The organism is Haloferax sp. DFSO60, from assembly GCF_046557615.1.
Taxonomy (GTDB): domain Archaea; phylum Halobacteriota; class Halobacteria; order Halobacteriales; family Haloferacaceae; genus Haloferax.
Genome location: NZ_JBKIII010000001.1, coordinates 1726539 through 1743897 on the forward strand (window position 1 = coordinate 1726539; position 17359 = coordinate 1743897).

Consider the following 17359-nt stretch of genomic DNA (forward strand, 5'->3'; position numbering starts at 1 on the left):
AAGAGAAGAAAGACGAAACTTAGCGATTCAGCGTGTGAATCGCCTGTCCGAGCGCGTTTTCTGCGGCTTCCATGACTGCTTCCGCGAGCGTCGGGTGCGTGTGAATCGTCGAAGCAACGTCTTCGAGCGTCGCGCCCATCTCCACTGCGAAGGCGACCTCAGCCACTAATTCTGAAGCTTCTGGGCCGACGATTTGCGCCCCGAGGATGAAGCCCGAGGGGTCGTCGGCGACGATGCGGACGAAGCCATCTGCGTGGCCCGTCGTGAGTGCGCGACCAGAGGCGCGGAAGGGCATCTGCCCGACGACGGGGTCGAAGCCTGCTTCTTCGGCCTCTTCTTCGGTCATGCCGACCGTCCCGATTTCGGGGTCAGTGAAGACCGCCGCGGGGACGGCCTGACTGTCGAAGGCGACGGGTTCGCCAGCGATGTGTTCGGCGGCGACGATGCCCTCTTTCGAGGCGACGTGTGCGAGCATCGGCGTGTCGGCGACGACGTCACCGACTGCGTAGATGTTCTCGACGCTCGTCTGGCGGAACTCGTTGACTTCGAGGAAGCCACGGTCGTCTGCTTCGAGACCGGCGTTTTCGATTTCCATCGTGTCGCTGACCGGCGAGCGGCCAACTGCGACGAGAACCTTGTCGGCGCGGTATTCGGACTCTTCGCCGTCTTCGGTTTCGGTGGTGACGAGAATGCCGTCGTCCGCTTCGGTCCAGCCACTTGCGGCCTCGCCGAAGTTCATGTCGATACCGAGGTCCGATGCGCGTTTCTTGACGACGCGTGCAACGTCGGATTCGTAGCCCGGCAGGATGTCGTCGAGCATCTCGACGACCGTCACATCAGCGTCGAGTTTGGCGAACGTTGTGGAGAGTTCCATGCCGATGTAGCCACCGCCGACGACGACGAGTCGCTCGGGAACGGTGTCCGCGGCGAGTGCGTCGCGGGAGGACCACACGTCTTCGTCGGCGAATTCGAAGCCTGGAATCTGAATCGGGCGCGACCCGGTGGCGATGATACACTGCTCGAACTCGATGGTTTCGGAGCCTTGGCCTTCGCCGCCGTGAGCGATGCGGACTGCGTTCTCGTCTTTGAAGCGGGCCGTGCCCTCGACGAGGTTGACGCCGTTCGCCTTACACAACTTCTCGACGCCGCCGGTGAGTTGGTCCACGACGCCGTCTTTCCAGTCGCGGAGTTGCGACATGTCTACGACGGGGTCGGCGTGGATACCCATCTCTTCGGCGTGACCTGCCTCGTAGGCGAGGTCTGCACTCGTGATGAACGCCTTCGACGGGATACACCCGTAGTTCAGACAGGTGCCGCCGTAGGCGTCTTTCTCGACGAGCGTGGTGTCCAGTCCTTGCTGTGCGGCGCGGATAGCGGCGACGTAGCCGCCCGGTCCAGCACCGATGACCAATACTTGCGTTCCGGTTGCGATGTCTCCAACGACCATTATTCGAGCACCAACAGTTTAGGATTCTCGAGAATTTCCTTAATACGGTTGGTGAACCGGGCACCCTGCGCACCATCGACGATGCGGTGGTCGAACGACAGCGAGACAGTCAGCACCTTGCGTGGGACGATTTCGCCGTCCACGACGCGCGGTTTGTCCTTGATAGCGCCGAGGGCGAGAATGCCCACTTCGGGGTAGTTGATGATGGGAGTCGCGTACTCGCCGCCGATGCCGCCGACGTTCGTGATGGTGAACGTCCCATCGCGCATCTCGGCGGGTGCAATCTTGCGACTGCGTGCCTTGTCGATGAGTTCGTTCATCTCGTCGGCGAGTTCGAGCATGCTCTTGCTGTCGGCGTCGCGGACGACTGGCACCATGAGCCCTGCGTCGGCGGCGACTGCAACACCGAGGTTGTAGTCGTCGCGGAGGACGATTTCCTCGTTCTCCTCGTCGAGCTGGGAGTTCATGTACGGGAAGTCCTTGAGCGCCGCGATGACCGCCTTCATCACGAACGGCATGTAGGTGAGCTTCGTCTCGCGCTCTTCGGCGACAGGCTTGAGTTGCGAGCGCAGTTCGACGAGTTCGGTCACGTCGATTTCGTCGTGGTGGGTGACGTGCGGTGCGGTGTACTTCGAGCGAGCCATCTGGTCGGCGATGGCCTTGCGGACGCCCTTGTACGGGACGCGCTCGCCAGCGACGGGGCCGGTTTCGGCGGCTGGTTCGGCTTCCGCGCCGCCCGCCTCTGCCAGTGCCTCCGCGTCGGCGGCCTGTGCTTCGCGCTGTGCCTGTGCGTACTCCGTGACGGCCTCGGGCGAGACGAACGCGTCGCCGTTGCGCATCTCGGTCGCGGGCACGGCGTTGAGGTCGATACCTTCCTCTTTGGCCAGTGCGCGAGTCGCCGGTGCGGCCAGCGTCCGGTCGCGGTCGGCGGCCTCGGAGGAGACGCTCTCACTTGCCTTGGCCGTCGCCGACTTGCCTGCGGAGACTTCGCGCGGGCCACTCGGTTTTTCTTCTTCCTCGTCACCTTCTGCGGTGGCGCGAACGTCACCTTCGGTGATGCGACCGCTCGGGCCGGACCCGCTCACCGATTCGAGGTTCACGTCGAGTTCACGGGCGAGGCGTCGGACGCTCGGTGGCGCAAAGACGCGCCCACCGGTGTCTTCTTCCTCTGCCTCGGGTTCTGCCGGTTCCTCGGCTGCTTCTTCGACTGCTGCTGCGTCTTCTTCTTCACCTTCGACTTCGACGGTGATGATGACGTTGCCGACCGGAACGACTTCGCCTTCCTCGGCGAAGAGTTCGCTCACCGTACCGTTGTACGGCGATGGGACATCGACGAGCGCCTTGTCCGTCTCGACTTCTGCGAGGACCTGGTCTTCGGTTACTTCGTCGCCGGGTGCGACGTGCCACGTTACGAGTTCGCCTTCTGCGACGCCTTCACCGACGTCGGGGAGTTTGAATTCCTTAATCGCCATTGTTCAGAAGTTCACCGCCTCACGAATGCCTTCTTCGACGCGTGCGACGGATGGGAGGTAGTAGTCTTCGAGCGCGTAGAGCGGGTACGGAACGTCGTACCCTGTGACGCGCGTCACCGGTGCTTCCTGATAGAGGAGAGCTTCTTCCTGAATCGTCGCCGTGATTTCGGCGGCGAGACCGCCCGTCTTGGGTGCCTCGTGGACGACGACTGCGCGGCCCGTCTTCTTGAACGACTCCACGATGGTCTCACGGTCGAGTGGCGAAATCGTTCGAACGTCCACGACTTCGGCGTCGATACCTTCGTCTTCGAGGTTCTCGACGGCTTCCATCGTCGGGCGCGTCATCGCGCCATAGGTGAAGACAGTCACGTCCTCACCTTCGCGGCGGACGGCGGCCTCACCGATTGGAATCTCGTAGTCTTCTTCCGGAACCTCGCCGCGGAACGCGCGGTAGATGAGTTTGGGTTCGAGGAAGACGACCGGGTCGGGGTCGCGGATGGCGGAGATGAGCAGCCCCTTGGCGTCGTACGGGGTCGAGGGGATGACGACTTTGAGTCCTGCTTCGTGCGCGTAGAACATCTCCTTGGATTCAGAGTGCGATTCGGGGGCGCGGATGCCGCCGCCGTAGGGTGCGCGAAGCACCATCGGGAGCGTGTAGCGGCCACGGGTCCGGGTACGGAACCGCGACATGTGGCTCACGATTTGGTCGAAACCGGGGTACATGAACCCGGAGAACTGAATCTCCGGAACCGGTTTGAGACCCATCGCGGCCATACCGATGGCCGTGCCGATGATGCCGGACTCTGCGAGCGGCGTGTCGATAACGCGGTCGTCGCCGAACTCGTCCCAGAGTCCTTCGGTGGCGCGGAAGACACCGCCGTTCTTGCCGACGTCTTCGCCCATGACCAACACCTCGTCGTCGAGGTTCATCTCGGTGTACAGACCGTCCCGTACCGCTTGTACGATAGTGAGGTTTTGTGTGCTCATTCTCTGAGGAATCCTTCGTCACCGACTTGTTCGAGGAGTGCTTCGAACTCCGCCGCCTGTGCGTCGAGTTCCGCGGTCCGCTCGGCGTAGACGTTGTTGAACATGTTGACCGCGTTCGGGCGTGGTTCGGACTCTGCGGCCTCGATAGCGTCTGCGACGCGGGTTTCGATGTCCGACTCGATTTCCGCGATTTTCTCGTCGTCCAGACGACCGGTGTCGCGGAGGAACTTTTCGAGACGCGGAATCGGGTCTTTGGCCTTCCACTTCTCGACTTCGTCGTCGTCGCGGTAGACCGTCGGGTCGTCCGCCGTCGTGTGGGCTCCGAAGCGGTACTGGACTGCTTCGATGAGGGTCGGGCGGCACTCGCCTTCGTCCGGATTCTTGGCCTTCTCGAGGGCGGCCTTCGTCACCGAGTAGACGGCAAGCGGGTCCATACCATCGACTTGAACGCCGTCGATGCCGTAGGCGACTGCCTTCTGGGCAATCGTCTTGGAGGCGGTCTGGCGCTCACGTGGGACGGAAATTGCCCACTGGTTGTTGTTACAGAAGAAGACGTTCGGGGTGTCGAAAACGCCCGCGAAGTTCAGTGCTTCGTGGAAGTCACCTTCACTCGTTGCACCGTCACCGAAGTAACAGATGGCGGCTTTGTCCGTCTCGTTCCGGAGATTGAACGTCCACCCGACGCCCGTAGCGTGCAGGGTTTGGGACGCGATGGGAACGGCGACAGGGAAGATGTTGACGCCCTCGGGCATCTCGTTGCCCTTCTCGTGACCCATCCAGTACAAGAGGGTCTGCTTGAGGGGCAGGCCGCGAAGCAGTGCAGCGCCGTGTTCGCGGTAACTCGGAATCATCCAGTCGTCTTCGGCGAGCGCGATTGCACTGCCGATTTGTGCGCCTTCTTGACCCGACAGCGGTGGATACGTCCCCATCCGCCCCTGGCGTTGGAGGCTCACCGCGCGTGTGTCGAAGTGGCGGGCAAGTCGCATGTGCCGATACATGTCAACGAGCGTTTCGTCGTCGATGTCAGGGACGTCGCCAACGACGTTACCCTCCTCGTCGAGAACTTGTACCTGATCCTGCGGATCACGCTGAAGAACGCTCACGGGAGAACCCTCCTACTCATAGCAAAATCGTCACCCGCCGCTGTTATATTGTTTTCGTATATAATTTACTTTAGTCCGGAATACGGCCATACTGTCTATGCTATGTAAACTCATGGGCCAGAAAATTGGACATTTTCGATTTTAAACGATTCTTCCTGAAGGAAAGTAGTGTGAACCCCCTTCTCACCAACGATTACTCGGAAACTTCGAAAAAATTGCAGGAATGAAAAGTGGCGCAGTCATGCGCAACTGTGTCGGGTGACTCCCCGAATCTGTGCGTCGGCGTTCGTTCTGTGCGCCAACTAATTACCAGCGGCCGCCCGCGCGGTCTGTCTCGCTTCTTCGATGGACGACCCTTCGCGGAGCAGTGCGTCCACGAACAATTCGCCTGCTTTGTACGACGAGCGAACCATCGGGCCGGATGCACAGTACAGGAAGTTCAGTTCGTCTTCAGCGACGCGTCGCCACGTCTCGAAGGCGTCGGGATGGACGTATTCGAATACGTCGAGGTGTGTGCGAGAGGGTTGGAGGTACTGGCCGAGGGTGACGATATCGACGTCCGCTTCTCGCAAATCAGAGAGCGTCTGGTAAATCTCGTGTTGGTACTCGCCGAGGCCGAGCATGATGGAGGTTTTCGTGTGAATCTCGGACTCGTCGGCGACTTGCTGGAGGACCGAAAGCGACTGCTCGTAGCCAGCACGGCGGTCACGAATCGGCCACTGGAGGCGTTCGACCGTCTCGATGTTGTGGGCGATAACGTCCGGTTTTGCGTCGATAATCTTGCGAACCAACTCGGGTTCGCCCTGGAAGTCCGGAATCAACACTTCGACCAGAATACTCGGGTCGCGCTGCTTGATTTCGCGAATCGTCTGGGCGAAGTGACTCGCACCCTGGTCCGGTAAGTCGTCGCGGTCTACCGAAGTCAACACCACGTAGTCGAGGCCGATTTCGGCAACCGCCTCGGCGACGTTCGCGGGTTCTTCGGGGTCCAGCGGTTCCATCCCGCCGGTCATCACGTCACAGAAGTTGCACCCTCGGGAACACCGGTCGCCCATGAGCATGAACGTGGCCGTGCCGGGTCCGTTTCGGCCGCTCCAACACTCGCCGAGGTTCGGGCAGTTGGCCTCCTCGCAGACGGTGTTGAGGTTCCGCTCTCGGAGCGTCGCTTTGATGTCGGTAAAGCGCCGGCCGGACGGGGGTCGCATCTTCAACCAATCGGGCTTCCGCCGCGTGCGCATGTTCAGTTCTTTCGGGTCGGCAGGCAAAAACATGAGGATTAGCCCGGTTCATTGACAGTGACGTGTCACACAATCGCCGGACAGTCCCCGTTCGTGCGCTGTGCTACCGCACCAACTGAAATATACTATATAGGCACCACATTCACGAAAAAGTAAACGAATGGTTAGAAAACATCACGATTGTGTCTTGTATTGCATGTAAAACCGTGCTAGATATATCACTGGACTGAAAAACTTATATCCGAGTAAATTCTTTCACGAGTATGAACTGGCAACACAGACGAAACCTGACGAAGGCTGAATCGAAGAAGCAAGAAGCCAAAGCAGGGACAAACTGGTCCTTTATCGCGGCCCTCGCTGGCGCTGCGTAAGGCCCACACACTTCCCTCCACCACCCACCACCACCGCAGAACCGTTTTCGAACACGTTTTTGCGTTTCTCGCTCGCCGAGCGACGCGACCAGATGGAGAAACGCCTTTCCCCCCGGACAACCCGGCTACGAGTATGACCCTCGTCTTCGCCGCCTATCGCGCTCTCCTTTCGACACGGAGGTGCGCTCCGTGAAAGTCGCCGAGGCCGTCCCCGATTTCGCAGACGCCTTCGGATTCGAGGAATTCAACCGAATGCAACGCGAGGCGCTCCCCGCCATCTTGGAGACCGACCACAACGTCGTCGCGTCCGCGCCCACCGCGAGCGGGAAGACCGCCCTCGCCGAGTTGGCCATCTGCCGGACCCTCCGCGACGAGGGCACGGCGCTCTTTATCGCTCCCCTGCGCGCGCTCACGACCGAGAAGGAATCCGAGTGGGAACGCTTCGAAGAACTCGGTTACTCAGTGTACGTCGTCACCGGCGAGCGCGACCTGAATCCCCGCCGCGCCGCCCGCGCCGACATCCTCGTGATGACACCCGAGAAGACCGACTCGGCGACCAGAAAACACGACTCAGCACGCTACTCCTTTATCGAAGACGTGGACTGCGTCGTCATCGACGAGGTTCACCTGCTCGATTCCGAAACCCGCGGCGGCGTCCTCGAAGTCACCGTCTCGCGTATGCGTCGCATCTGCGACCCTCGTATCGTCGCGCTCTCGGCGACCATGCCCAACATCGACGACGTGGCCGCGTGGCTCGATGCGCCTTCGGAGACCACCTTCGAGTTCGGCGACGACTACCGCCCCGTTGACCTCCACGCGGGCGTCAAAACCTACACCCACGGCGAGAACTCCTTCGCCGACAAGTACCGCCGACTCTACCGCGCGTTCGACCTCGCAGAGCCACACATCCGCGACGGCGGCCAATCGCTCGTCTTCGTCTCCTCTCGCCAAGACGCGGTTCGCGCCGCCGCCAAAGCCCGCGACGAACTCGCAAAACGCGATGTGCCAATCGGTTCCCGCGGCGATTACGACTTCCACAACGAGGCCAAGGAACTCGGCAACGATTCGCTCCGAAAGGCAGTTCTCGACGGCGTCGGCTTCCACCACGCCGGTCTCGCCCGCGACGACCGCGAGGCCGTCGAAGAGTGGTTCAAACAAGGAAAAATTCAGCTCCTCTTTTCGACCTCCACGCTCGCGTGGGGTGTGAATCTCCCCGCTCGGTGTGTCGTCATCCGCGATACGAAGCACCACGACCCGCTCGAAGGCGAGGTGGATATCTCACCACTCGATATCCTCCAGATGCTCGGGCGCGCGGGTCGTCCCGGCTACGACGACGTGGGCTATGGATGGGTCATCTGCGACCACGCAGACCAGAACAAGTACCGCGAACTCCTGCGCGAAGGCAAAGAAATCGAGTCACGACTCGCCGAAGACCTCGATTCCCACCTGAACGCCGAGATTGCGATGGGCACGATTCGAGATTTGGACGACGTACTCACGTGGTTGCAGACGACGTTCTACTACCGTCGTGCGCAGTCGAAACCGAGCGCCTACGACTTCGAAGACCTGCGCGCTCGCGTCCGCGACGTCCTCGACCGACTCGTCACCCGAGGCTTCGTGGAGATGGACGAGGACCTCGCTATCAACGCCACCGCACTCGGTCGCCTCACCTCGAAGTACTACCTCCGACTCGGGACTGCCTCGCGATTCGCCGACGTCGCAAATCAAGACCGAATCTCCGTAGACGACATCCTCGAAGCAGTCGCGGGTGCGGCCGACTTCCGCGAAGTATCGGCCCGACAGTCGGAAGTCGATGCCGTCGATTCCGTCCTCACAGGTGTCTCGACGAATCTCGAAGACGGACCGAAGAAAGTCCTCGCTATCCTCCACGCCAGCATGGCAAATTCCACACCGGGCGAACTCCGAAGCGACGCGTGGGTCATTCGCCAAAACGCACTTCGTCTGCTCTCGGCACTCCGCGAGTTCCTCGACACGTTCGCTAACGCCCGCGCCGCCAACCTCGCTCGGCGTGTCGAAGCACGGGTAGACCATGGCGTCAGCAGTGATGCTGCCGCTCTCACCGCCGTCGATGGCATCGGTGCAAATCGTGCCAGCACACTCGCGACTGGTGGTCTGTCGTCACCCGCCGATGTGGTCGATGCGGGTGCCCGCGAACTCAGTCGCGCCGGACTCTCGCAAGGTGTCGCCGAACGAGTCGTCAAGAGTGCGCGCAAACTCCCCAACCCGAGTGTCGAATGGGGGGCGTTCCCCGACTCTATCGCTCGCGGTGAGAGCGAGATGCGCGACGTAACGGTTCGAAATGCTGGCGGTGGGGCTAGCACGGGGATTCGCGTCACAGTCAATGGAATCGAGATGTCCGAAAAGACGTGCTACCTCACCGACGAGGTGGCGATTCCGGTCGGCGTCTTCGGCGCGAAGGACGACGAACTCGAATTCGTCGTCGAAATCACGTTCCCCGACTTGCCCCTCCTTCCGATTCGAGAGACGCGAACCGTTCGCGTGGAGTAGGTGTTTCTGGGTCCGACAACTCCCTCATCCTGCGACGGACACGAAGTGATTCCACATTTGGGCACTCCGTTTCGAGACTTCGGGCGGTCTCTGGAACGAAGTATCTCTGCAAACTTTTTTTTTGGATACCCCAGAGTAACCCCGGGTATGCTCTCCGCGGTCACTCAAGTCGGTCCTGAACTGCCCGCAGCTTTCCAGTTGGTTGTCCTGCCAATCCCTCTGCTCATCGCTGTCTTCGCACTGGTCATGGCTGTCTTCCCCCGCCGGATGACCCAGTGGCAGATGCGCGGACCCGACGGTACCACGCAAATCGAACCGAGCCAGACACGCATCCTCGTGATACGTGTCGGTGGAGTCGTCGTTGCCGCGATTGCTCTGGGCATGGCATTTATGACCTCTATGATACTATTCTGAGAGAATACACCGAAAAAGAGCTATCTCACCCGCCCAGTTTCGTCTTTTCGCCCATCGAGTACAGCAACTAACGGCAAAAATTCTGTCGCGTTGACTAGCTCTCCGTATTCAGCACGATAGCGACGAATGGTCAGCGGGAGGGCTAAATTGTACCCGATTGCTTACTCGCAGGTCAGACTCGCTCGCAGTTCTTCTGGGCCGTTCACGATTTCGTCCGCCAGCGAGAGGTCTAACTCGGCGTTGTGCCCGACGCGGTAGGCGATGGTGTACGCGCCGGAGCGAACACCCGATTCGATGCCGTTCACCGAGTCTTCGACCACGATGCACTCTTCGGTGTCGTAGCCGAGTTCGCTCGCGGCGTGTTCGTAAATATGCGGCTCGGGCTTGCCGGGTTCGTCGATGTCGTCGGCCGACAGCACGAGGTCGAGAGGGTCGAGGTCGAAACGTTCGCGCACGACCGAAATCCACGATTGTGGGGCCGATGAGACGATTGCGACTTTCTTGTCGTTCTCGCGGAGGGTCGAAAAGAGCGATTCCGCGCCGTCCATCAGGACGACTTTCTCGCCGTAGATGTCCACGGAGTTCGCCTCGTAGGCCTCGATAAATTCGGGTTTCGAGACGGTCGTTCCGTACTCGGCGTCGAGGTAGTCGTAGATTTCGCGGAAGTTCATCCCCGTAATCTCCTCGTGGTTGGGGTCGCCCGATTGAATCGCGTCGGCGAAGACCCACTCGTCTTCGAAGGCGTGCCAGTACGGTTCTGAATCGACTAACACACCGTCCATGTCGAACAGCACGACCGGTTTGTCCATGTCTCGGCCGTCGCGCTCATCGACCAAAGGCCTTCGTGAGGCGGCATCACTGATAGACCTTCGCCCGGAGGTTCAAATCGGAAGGCGAGGCCACGCTCGCCATGGAATCTGTCCGCATCTTCGCCGGGGACTGTACCGTACAGTTCGAAGGCTCACGCGACCGGACCCAACGTGGACGGGTCGTCGTCGTCGCCAAACCCGACCGAACCGTCCTCGTCCACGACGTTTCGGGCTACCAACCCGTCGCATGGCTCACCCGCGCCGACTCGCTCACCGTCGAATCCGGGCCGGGGTCGTTCGGACTCGTCGCTCGCGCAGGCGAGCAAGTGCTGACGGTCGAATCCCACGACGTGACCGGTCGCGCCGAGTATCCGACGACTGCCGCCGGTGTCCCAGTTGGGTCGCACCCAGACACCGGCGAACCACTGGTTCGAACCGCCGGGTCGGTCGTCGGCCTCGATTCGGGCGTCGAATTTCCGCTCCCCGCCGGAAGCGCGGTACTCGACTCGACCTGCGACGACTGTGGTCTCCCGCTCGTTCGTGTCGAACGCGGCGCTGTCTTCGACATCTGTCTCGACCGGAAGTGCGACCCGCTCGACGAGCGCGTGAAAGACCGATTCGACGGCGAGTGGTCGTGTCCCGACTGCGACTCGCCGCTTCGAATCATCTTCCGCGGCGGCCGTCTGCTCGCTGGATGCGATTCGTATCCCGAGTGCGAGACTGCCTTCTCGATTCCGTCGGGTGTCGCGGTCGAGACGTGTGAGTGTGGGCTACCCGTCTTCGAGACGGCACGAGGACGGCGATGTCTGGATTCGACCTGTGAGTTCGCATGACTGGAGGTCCGCGGCGTCGTCCGTGGTCCCGCCGGTGGCGACATGGACACCCGCCCATCGCTGCTGCTCGCATCGCAGGCCCTTTGTCTTCGCCCGACGCGGAACTCTGTATGCAAGGACGCCTCGACGACGACATCGTCCACTTGCCGGGAAACGCCCGGCAGCGTTTCTACGACTCACGAGGCTACGGGAAACCAACCGGCGGCAACGACCTCACCGTCGCGCCGGTGGAGGCCGCACACCTCCTCGCCCGTGGTGATATCGACGGCGTAGACAGCATGGGACTGCGCGAACTGCTCGCTCGAACCGGGACGACGCTCGATTTCGTCGTCTACAAAGACCTCCGCGACCGGGGTTTCTACCTCTCGCCCGCCCGCGACGACTGGCCGGGTGTGGACAGTGAGCAGGCCGATGGAGCCGATTTCGTCGTCTACCCGCGCGGAAAAGGACCGTGGGACGACGAGGTCGAACATCGCGTCCGCGTCGTCGGTGAGCGCGAATCCATCGCTGTCGAAGAACTGGGTGACGTCGTCCTCGCTATCGTGGACGAAGACGGCGATTTGACCTACTTCGATACGACCGAGTACGAACCGTCGGGGACGGCGACCGAGGACTTCCCGTCCGACCTCGAGGCGCAACTCCTCTCGGACCGCGCCCTCCTTTGGTCCGGCATGGACCGCCTCTATCAAGATGGCTTCTTCGGCCAGCGACTCTACGGGCGGAACGCTGACGACGGCCCGCTCCAACTCTCGTTGCTCGAAGCCGCGTATCTCGCCCGACAGGATGCGGTCGATATCGACGAAGCCGATGTCGTCGCGTGCGGCCACGACGTCGAAGGCGACCGATTCGACCGTCGATTCGCGGTCTACACCGCCCTCCGTGAACTCGGAACCGTCCCGAAGAGTGGCTTCAAGTTCGGCTCTGATTTCCGTGTCTACACCGACTTCGAATCGGTTTCGGACCTCTCGCACTCTGAGTTCCTCGTGCGCGTGGTGACGCCCGACCATACCTTCGTCCCCCGCGACCTGTCGCTGGACGTGCGTCTCGCCGGCGGTGTCCGCAAACGAATGGTTTTTGCGCTGACCGGCGACAACGAGAAGATAGACTGGCTTTCGGTCAGTCGGCTTACGCCATGACACGAGACGAACCCGCGGAGCGCATCCGCACCGATGGAGGAACAGCAGAGGGAGCCGATGAAGTCGCTCTCGACCCGTGGGGCTCGTCGACCATCGCCGACTACCGGAAACTCTTCGAGGAGTTCGGTATCGAGGAGTTTGACGACGTACTCGACGAGGTACCGAACCCACACTATCTGATGCGCCGCGGCGTCATCTTCGGCCACCGCGACTACCGTCCCGTCCTCGAAGCCATGCGCGACGGCGACGATTTCGCCGTCCTCTCCGGATTTATGCCGACCGGTGACCCGCACATCGGCCACAAACTCGTCTTCGACGAAATCATCTGGCACCAACAGCAGGGTGGCGACGCCTACGGCCTCATCGCCGACATGGAAGCCCACTCCGCTCGCGGCATCTCGTGGGACGAAATCAACGAACACAGCCGCGATTATCTCTTGTCGCTCATCGCGCTCGGCTTCGACACCGACGAGGGCGAACTCTACCGGCAGTCGGACAACGACCGACTCCAGCGTCTCGCCTTCGAACTCGGCGGGAAGGCGAACTATTCGGAGTTCCAAGCAATCTACGGCTTCGACGGCGAGACCAACATCTCGCACATGCAGTCGGTCGTCACGCAGATGGCCGACATCCTCTACCCGCAACTCGACGACCCGATGCCGACTGTCATCCCGGTCGGCCCCGACCAAGACCCCCACGTTCGATTCGCCCGCGACCTCTCCGAACGGATGCGCTTTTTCAAGGTGACCGAGGCGTTCGCCTCGTTCGAACTGGACGACACCGAGCGACCGGTCGTCGCCGCGGCCTACGACGCCCGCGACGAGTACGCCGAAGACGCCGACATGCCGCGCTGTGGCGAAGCCGCAGAGTGGCTCGCCGACGCTAACCTCGACGCCGAGGGCATCCTCGTCGCCGACTCCGTCCGCGACAGTGCAGTCACGAAACTCGAAAACGCGGGCATGGAACCGCTCCGCCCACGGATTCGGTTCTTCGCCCGCCAAGCCACCGACGAGGCGTTCGAAGCACTCATCGAGGAAGTCGAGGGCGAAAAACGCCGCTACGACCAGCACATCGACGCCTTCGACATGGACGCTGGCGATGCCGAAGAACTCGCCCGCGAAGTCGAAGCCCATCACGGCGGCTACGGATTTATCGCCCCGTCTTCGACGTATCATCGCTTCATGACCGGCCTCACCGGCGGCAAGATGTCCTCGTCGATTCCAGCGAGTCACATCTCGCTTCTCGACGACCCTGAGGACGGCTACAACAAGGTCAAATCCGCGACCACCGGCGGCCGCGACACGGCCGACGAACAGCGCGAACTCGGCGGCGAGGCCGACAAATGCCCGGTCTACGAACTCTACGCCTACTTGCTCACGGGCGACGACGACGAGTTCGCCAAGAAAGTTTACGACGAGTGTGTCGGCGGCGAGCGTCTCTGCGGTGGCTGTAAAGAAGAGGCCGCGACACTGATGCGCGAGTTCCTCGAAGACCACCAGGAGAAACGCGAAGAAGCAGAAGAACTCCTCGACTCGCTCGATATCGACCTCGAATCGGAGCGACGAGGGGTTGCAGCCGAACATTAGTGAGGCGGCGGTTCGTCGCGCCTGAAAGGTGCGACAGCGTTTCACCGCGCGAAGCGAGGTGAATAGCGGCGGACCACTAACCGCGCAATCGTTTGTTCTCTGGTTTGGCTCTGTTGAAGCCCTCTCGGTCGGTGGCAGTTTGTCGAAGCCTGATGAATACAGAGCGAAAATTCAGTAGGTTGAATCTCTAACTGAGGCAGGACCTACCACGGAAGAATCCGTCTCCACCATGATTTCTTTTCTGTCCCCACATCTTGGTCCACGTTTTCTGCATACTGTATCGACCCATCGATAGCCACATCTGGACTGCTGTCGGTCTTTTGATGTTTGCTCTCAGGAATGTGCCCGGGAAAATCTCTCGCCGAGAGGTCCATCGGCTTTGGGCCACGTCCCTTGGGGGATTCATCGTCATCGAGTCGTTCACCTGTACATCTATGATTCTCCGGGAGACGATGTGCTTCACAGACTAAATTACCACAATATGCACACCGATACGGTGGCCCGTTCTTGTTGGTTGGGGTCCCGCAGACGTGACAATTCACCATGTTCATTTTCAGATAATTTCCGGAGACAATATCAAACCCTCCCCAGTCGGGTGTAAATGCCTTCTACGCTACAACCCAACGTCTTCGCCGACGTTCCGCTCTCTCGCTTTTTCGTAGAGATACTGGGCAGTCGCCGCATCCAGCACCGCCGAGCCAACGCTTTCGACGACCAGAATTTCGTCGTCAGACTCGCGTCCAGCGTCACCTTCGAACACGTCTGAGAGTGGCGTGAGGTCGGATTCGGACAAATTGGACTCTCGAATATCACCGATGTCTGCGACTTCTTCTGGCACGTCGGCGAACACTTGACTGGCTCGCTCGAACGTCGTGGCATCGAGTTCCTGCATCTCGGCGGTGTAGGCACCGACTGCGACGACGAGCGTGCCAGCTTCGAGCAATTCGCCCGCAAACACGGGGTCCGCGCTGGTGGTCGCGCTTACGACGACGTTCGCTTCCGAGACTGCTTTTTCCGCTGAATCGACTGCCTCTGCGGGGATTCCTTCTGCTCGGAGGTCGGCCGCACAGTCTTCGCGGGAGTCGCTCGGCGAGTAGATGCGCACGGCTTCGAGGTCAGAGATGGCGGCGATAGCGCGGGTTTGCCAGCGTGCTTGCGTTCCCGCGCCGAGGACGCCGAGTCGAGTCGAGTCTGCGGCGAGATACTCGGCGGCCAGTCCCCCGATACACCCGGTTCGGGCGCTCGTAATCGTCGTTCCGTCGAGGAGTGCGAGTGGGAGGCCAGTCGTCGCGTCGGTCAAGACGACCTGTGCGTTGACCGTCGGCAGGAAGTGGTCGGTGTTTCCCGGGTGGACGGCAGCGAGTTTGGTGGCGTACACGTCGCGGCCGTGGATGTACGCGGGCATGGTGAGGGCGGTTCCGAGCGGTGAGGATTTTTCGGACTCGCCATCTGGATTCACCTCGTTGATTCCATCGTGAACCCTGTCAACGTTGATACCGACCGGGAAGTGGGGTCTCGGCGGTCGTTCGACCTCGCCGCGTCCCTGTTTGATGAATGCCTCTTCGACGACTGGGAAGAGTTCTGGAAGCGAGAGAAGACTGCGAATAACGTCCGTAGAGAGAATTCGGACCATACAGCGACTACTCACCGGGGTCTGGTGAACGTTTCGTGCCGTGGTGCCACGGCACACATATATCGCTGGCCTGAATCTACATCGACCATGCACGTCCTCATCGTCGGTGGTGGCGTCGTTGGCCTCGCGTGTGCCCACGCGCTCTGTGACCGCGGCGTCCACGTCACCGTCTGCGAGGCAGGCACGCTCGGCGCTGGAAGCACTGGCCGCGCCGCTGGCGGCATCCGAACCCAGTTTTCGACCCGCGTGAACGTCGAACTCTCGCTGGCGAGCATTCCCGTCTGGGACTCTTTCGAACACGCATTCGGCGTCGATATCGACTACCGAAAGACGGGTTATCTCTTCGTCGCCCGACGTGAGGAAACCGCCGCGACCTTCCGCGACAACGTGTCGATGCAGAACGACGCAGGGGCACAGAGCGAACTCCTCTCGCCGGAAGAGGCGAAAATTCACCTCCCCGAACTTCGCGCCGAGCAGTTCGTCGCGGCGACGTACTCGCCGCTGGATGGTATCGCCGACCCACACTCTGCAGTGCAAGGATTCGCCGAGGCAGTCCGGAGCGTGGGTGGCGATATCCGGACGAAGACTCCGGTGACAGGACTCTCACGCGACGGCGACATGTGGGTAGTCGAAACGCCCGACGAGACGCTCAAAGCCAACTACGTCGTCAACGCCGCGGGTGCGTGGTCACGGGACGTCGGCGCGCTCGCCGGTCTCGAACTCCCGATTGCGCCCCGTCGTCGCCAAGCGGCCGTCGTCGAACCCGAACGCCCCCTTCCGGCCGATGCGCCGCTCACTATCGACCTCGATACGGGGTCGTACTTCCGCCCGGAGCGCGACGAGACGGCACTCGTCGGTGGGCACTTCTCGGCGAACGACCCGGACGTAGACCCCGAGCGATTCGACCAGTCGATGGACATCGAGTGGGCCGTCGAAGCGACCGAACGAGCCGACGACTGCGCGGGCTACTTCGGCCCGGAGACGAGAATCAGAAACGGCTGGGCGGGGTTGTACGCGGTCACGCCCGACCACCACGCAATCGTAGACGAAACTGCACCGGGATTCGTCGTCGCCGCTGGCTTCTCGGGTCACGGCTTCCAACACGCACCAGCGACCGGGCACGCCGTGGCTGACCTGTGTCTCGGCGAGGATACGGGGTCGGTCGATGTCTCGTCGCTCTCGGCCGACCGCTTCGAGTCGGGCGCGACGCTGACAGAACAGAACGTCGCCTGAGAACAGACGAGCGCGCCGCTCAGGTACTCATGTTCACGACGGTTCGAAGCTCGCCGCAGACGCGCTTCGGGTCGGCAACATCCTTCGAGGAGAGTACTCGATAGCCTTCGTCTTCCTCGACGACGCGATAGGTCGTCGTGCCGTCGTCAAATTCGTACGGATGTGAAGTTCTGACGACGAACGCGTCGATGTCGTCCCTGTCGTCCGGGCGGTGTGGCGGTTTGACGATGAGCGAGGCCTCTTCCCCGATTTCGAGCGCGTCGAGTGCGTGCCGGAGGGCGTTCATTCGTGAGTGGTCGCATTGCTCTCACTAGACGTTTTCTGCCGAATTCGTGCGAGAGACGCGCAACGCTTTTACTTGCAACCCACAATCGCTCCCCTATGGCAACCGAACCCACTTGCCGGACGCGCGTGAGCGAACCGACCACCGACGGGTTCGGCTTCTTCTTTCTGACCGCCTGAGGTCGGCGGACTCCACCCGAGCGTGACCACGCTCGGTGGACGAAACCGACCCATTCGGTCACACTCGCCGCACGGCGAGCCTTCGAAACTGCTAACCGACTACCAG

The 17359-nt window shown here is 61.3% G+C and carries 15 protein-coding genes; 6 read left to right on the forward strand and 9 right to left on the reverse strand.

Annotated features, from left to right (window positions below; all coding sequences use genetic code 11):
- Nucleotides 1–19: 19 nt before the first annotated feature.
- From lpdA to lipA, 5 genes are all read right to left on the reverse strand, one after another.
- Nucleotides 20–1447, reverse strand: coding sequence for a dihydrolipoyl dehydrogenase (gene lpdA, locus ACK509_RS09280; RefSeq protein WP_410766202.1), 1428 nt, complete (start codon nt 1445–1447; stop codon nt 20–22).
- The gene (locus ACK509_RS09285) at nt 1447–2919 is read right to left on the reverse strand and encodes a dihydrolipoamide acetyltransferase family protein (protein ID WP_410766203.1); all 1473 of its coding nucleotides are present in this window, start codon (nt 2917–2919) and stop codon (nt 1447–1449) included. The genes lpdA and ACK509_RS09285 overlap by 1 nt, the downstream gene beginning before the upstream one ends.
- Before the next feature lie 3 nt (nt 2920–2922).
- Nucleotides 2923–3906, reverse strand: a complete 984-nt coding sequence (locus tag ACK509_RS09290; RefSeq protein ID WP_410766204.1) for an alpha-ketoacid dehydrogenase subunit beta — start codon at nt 3904–3906, stop codon at nt 2923–2925.
- Nucleotides 3903–5009 carry a pyruvate dehydrogenase (acetyl-transferring) E1 component subunit alpha gene (gene pdhA, locus ACK509_RS09295; RefSeq protein ID WP_410766205.1) on the reverse strand — a complete coding sequence of 369 codons (1107 nt, stop codon included), beginning with the start codon at nt 5007–5009 and terminating at the stop codon, nt 3903–3905. Before pdhA ends, ACK509_RS09290 begins: the two co-directional genes overlap by 4 nt.
- A gap of 302 nt (nt 5010–5311) precedes the next feature.
- The gene (gene lipA, locus ACK509_RS09300) at nt 5312–6247 is read right to left on the reverse strand and encodes a lipoyl synthase (RefSeq protein ID WP_410766206.1); all 936 of its coding nucleotides are present in this window, start codon (nt 6245–6247) and stop codon (nt 5312–5314) included.
- A gap of 560 nt (nt 6248–6807) precedes the next feature.
- Between lipA and ACK509_RS09305 the strand changes: the two genes are divergently transcribed.
- Nucleotides 6808–9147 carry a DEAD/DEAH box helicase gene (locus ACK509_RS09305; RefSeq protein WP_410766207.1) on the forward strand — a complete coding sequence of 780 codons (2340 nt, stop codon included), beginning with the start codon at nt 6808–6810 and terminating at the stop codon, nt 9145–9147.
- A 147-nt stretch (nt 9148–9294) separates the two neighbouring features.
- Nucleotides 9295–9561 carry a hypothetical protein gene (locus ACK509_RS09310; RefSeq protein WP_410766208.1) on the forward strand — a complete coding sequence of 89 codons (267 nt, stop codon included), beginning with the start codon at nt 9295–9297 and terminating at the stop codon, nt 9559–9561.
- A gap of 161 nt (nt 9562–9722) precedes the next feature.
- On the opposite strand, the gene ACK509_RS09315 is transcribed toward ACK509_RS09310, so the two are convergent.
- Nucleotides 9723–10370, reverse strand: a complete 648-nt coding sequence (locus tag ACK509_RS09315; protein WP_410766209.1) for an HAD family hydrolase — start codon at nt 10368–10370, stop codon at nt 9723–9725.
- A 101-nt stretch (nt 10371–10471) separates the two neighbouring features.
- Here ACK509_RS09315 and ACK509_RS09320 point away from each other — a divergent pair, with 101 nt between their 5' ends.
- The 3 genes from ACK509_RS09320 (at nt 10472) to ACK509_RS09330 (ending at nt 13925) form a co-directional block, all read left to right on the forward strand.
- A complete protein-coding gene (locus ACK509_RS09320) occupies nt 10472–11203 on the forward strand; it encodes a DUF91 domain-containing protein (protein ID WP_410766210.1) in 732 nt (243 codons plus the stop codon).
- Nucleotides 11204–11313: 110 nt separating this feature from the next.
- Nucleotides 11314–12339, forward strand: coding sequence for a tRNA-intron lyase (gene endA, locus ACK509_RS09325; protein ID WP_410766211.1), 1026 nt, complete (start codon nt 11314–11316; stop codon nt 12337–12339).
- A complete protein-coding gene (locus ACK509_RS09330) occupies nt 12336–13925 on the forward strand; it encodes a tryptophan--tRNA ligase (RefSeq protein ID WP_410766212.1) in 1590 nt (529 codons plus the stop codon). Before endA ends, ACK509_RS09330 begins: the two co-directional genes overlap by 4 nt.
- Nucleotides 13926–14128: 203 nt before the next feature.
- Here ACK509_RS09330 and ACK509_RS09335 read toward each other — a convergent pair whose 3' ends face one another.
- Nucleotides 14129–14476 carry an AN1-type zinc finger domain-containing protein gene (locus ACK509_RS09335; RefSeq protein WP_410766213.1) on the reverse strand — a complete coding sequence of 116 codons (348 nt, stop codon included), beginning with the start codon at nt 14474–14476 and terminating at the stop codon, nt 14129–14131.
- A gap of 62 nt (nt 14477–14538) precedes the next feature.
- Nucleotides 14539–15558 (reverse strand): ornithine cyclodeaminase family protein, encoded by a 1020-nt coding sequence (locus ACK509_RS09340; protein WP_410766214.1) that lies wholly within the window; start codon nt 15556–15558, stop codon nt 14539–14541.
- An 87-nt stretch (nt 15559–15645) separates the two neighbouring features.
- Between ACK509_RS09340 and ACK509_RS09345 the strand changes: the two genes are divergently transcribed.
- Complete coding sequence (locus ACK509_RS09345) at nt 15646–16791, forward strand: NAD(P)/FAD-dependent oxidoreductase (RefSeq protein ID WP_410766215.1); 1146 nt, start codon at nt 15646–15648, stop codon at nt 16789–16791.
- 19 nt (nt 16792–16810) lie between these two features.
- On the opposite strand, the gene ACK509_RS09350 is transcribed toward ACK509_RS09345, so the two are convergent.
- Nucleotides 16811–17077: a hypothetical protein gene (locus tag ACK509_RS09350; protein ID WP_410766216.1), complete on the reverse strand. Its 267-nt coding sequence runs from the start codon at nt 17075–17077 to the stop codon at nt 16811–16813.
- Between the last annotated feature and the right edge of the window lie 282 nt (nt 17078–17359).

Coding starts and splice junctions, on each gene's coding strand:
- lpdA (WP_410766202.1), bottom strand. CDS start 1,447: ATGGTCGTTGGAGACATCGCAACCGGAACGCAAGTATTGGTCATCGGT.
- ACK509_RS09285 (WP_410766203.1), bottom strand. CDS start 2,919: ATGGCGATTAAGGAATTCAAACTCCCCGACGTCGGTGAAGGCGTCGCA.
- ACK509_RS09290 (WP_410766204.1), bottom strand. CDS start 3,906: ATGAGCACACAAAACCTCACTATCGTACAAGCGGTACGGGACGGTCTG.
- lipA (WP_410766206.1), bottom strand. CDS start 6,247: ATGCGCACGCGGCGGAAGCCCGATTGGTTGAAGATGCGACCCCCGTCC.
- ACK509_RS09310 (WP_410766208.1), top strand. CDS start 9,295: ATGCTCTCCGCGGTCACTCAAGTCGGTCCTGAACTGCCCGCAGCTTTC.
- ACK509_RS09315 (WP_410766209.1), bottom strand. CDS start 10,370: ATGGACAAACCGGTCGTGCTGTTCGACATGGACGGTGTGTTAGTCGAT.
- ACK509_RS09320 (WP_410766210.1), top strand. CDS start 10,472: ATGGAATCTGTCCGCATCTTCGCCGGGGACTGTACCGTACAGTTCGAA.
- endA (WP_410766211.1), top strand. CDS start 11,314: ATGCAAGGACGCCTCGACGACGACATCGTCCACTTGCCGGGAAACGCC.
- ACK509_RS09330 (WP_410766212.1), top strand. CDS start 12,336: ATGACACGAGACGAACCCGCGGAGCGCATCCGCACCGATGGAGGAACA.
- ACK509_RS09335 (WP_410766213.1), bottom strand. CDS start 14,476: ATGAACATGGTGAATTGTCACGTCTGCGGGACCCCAACCAACAAGAAC.
- ACK509_RS09340 (WP_410766214.1), bottom strand. CDS start 15,558: ATGGTCCGAATTCTCTCTACGGACGTTATTCGCAGTCTTCTCTCGCTT.
- ACK509_RS09345 (WP_410766215.1), top strand. CDS start 15,646: ATGCACGTCCTCATCGTCGGTGGTGGCGTCGTTGGCCTCGCGTGTGCC.
- ACK509_RS09350 (WP_410766216.1), bottom strand. CDS start 17,077: ATGAACGCCCTCCGGCACGCACTCGACGCGCTCGAAATCGGGGAAGAG.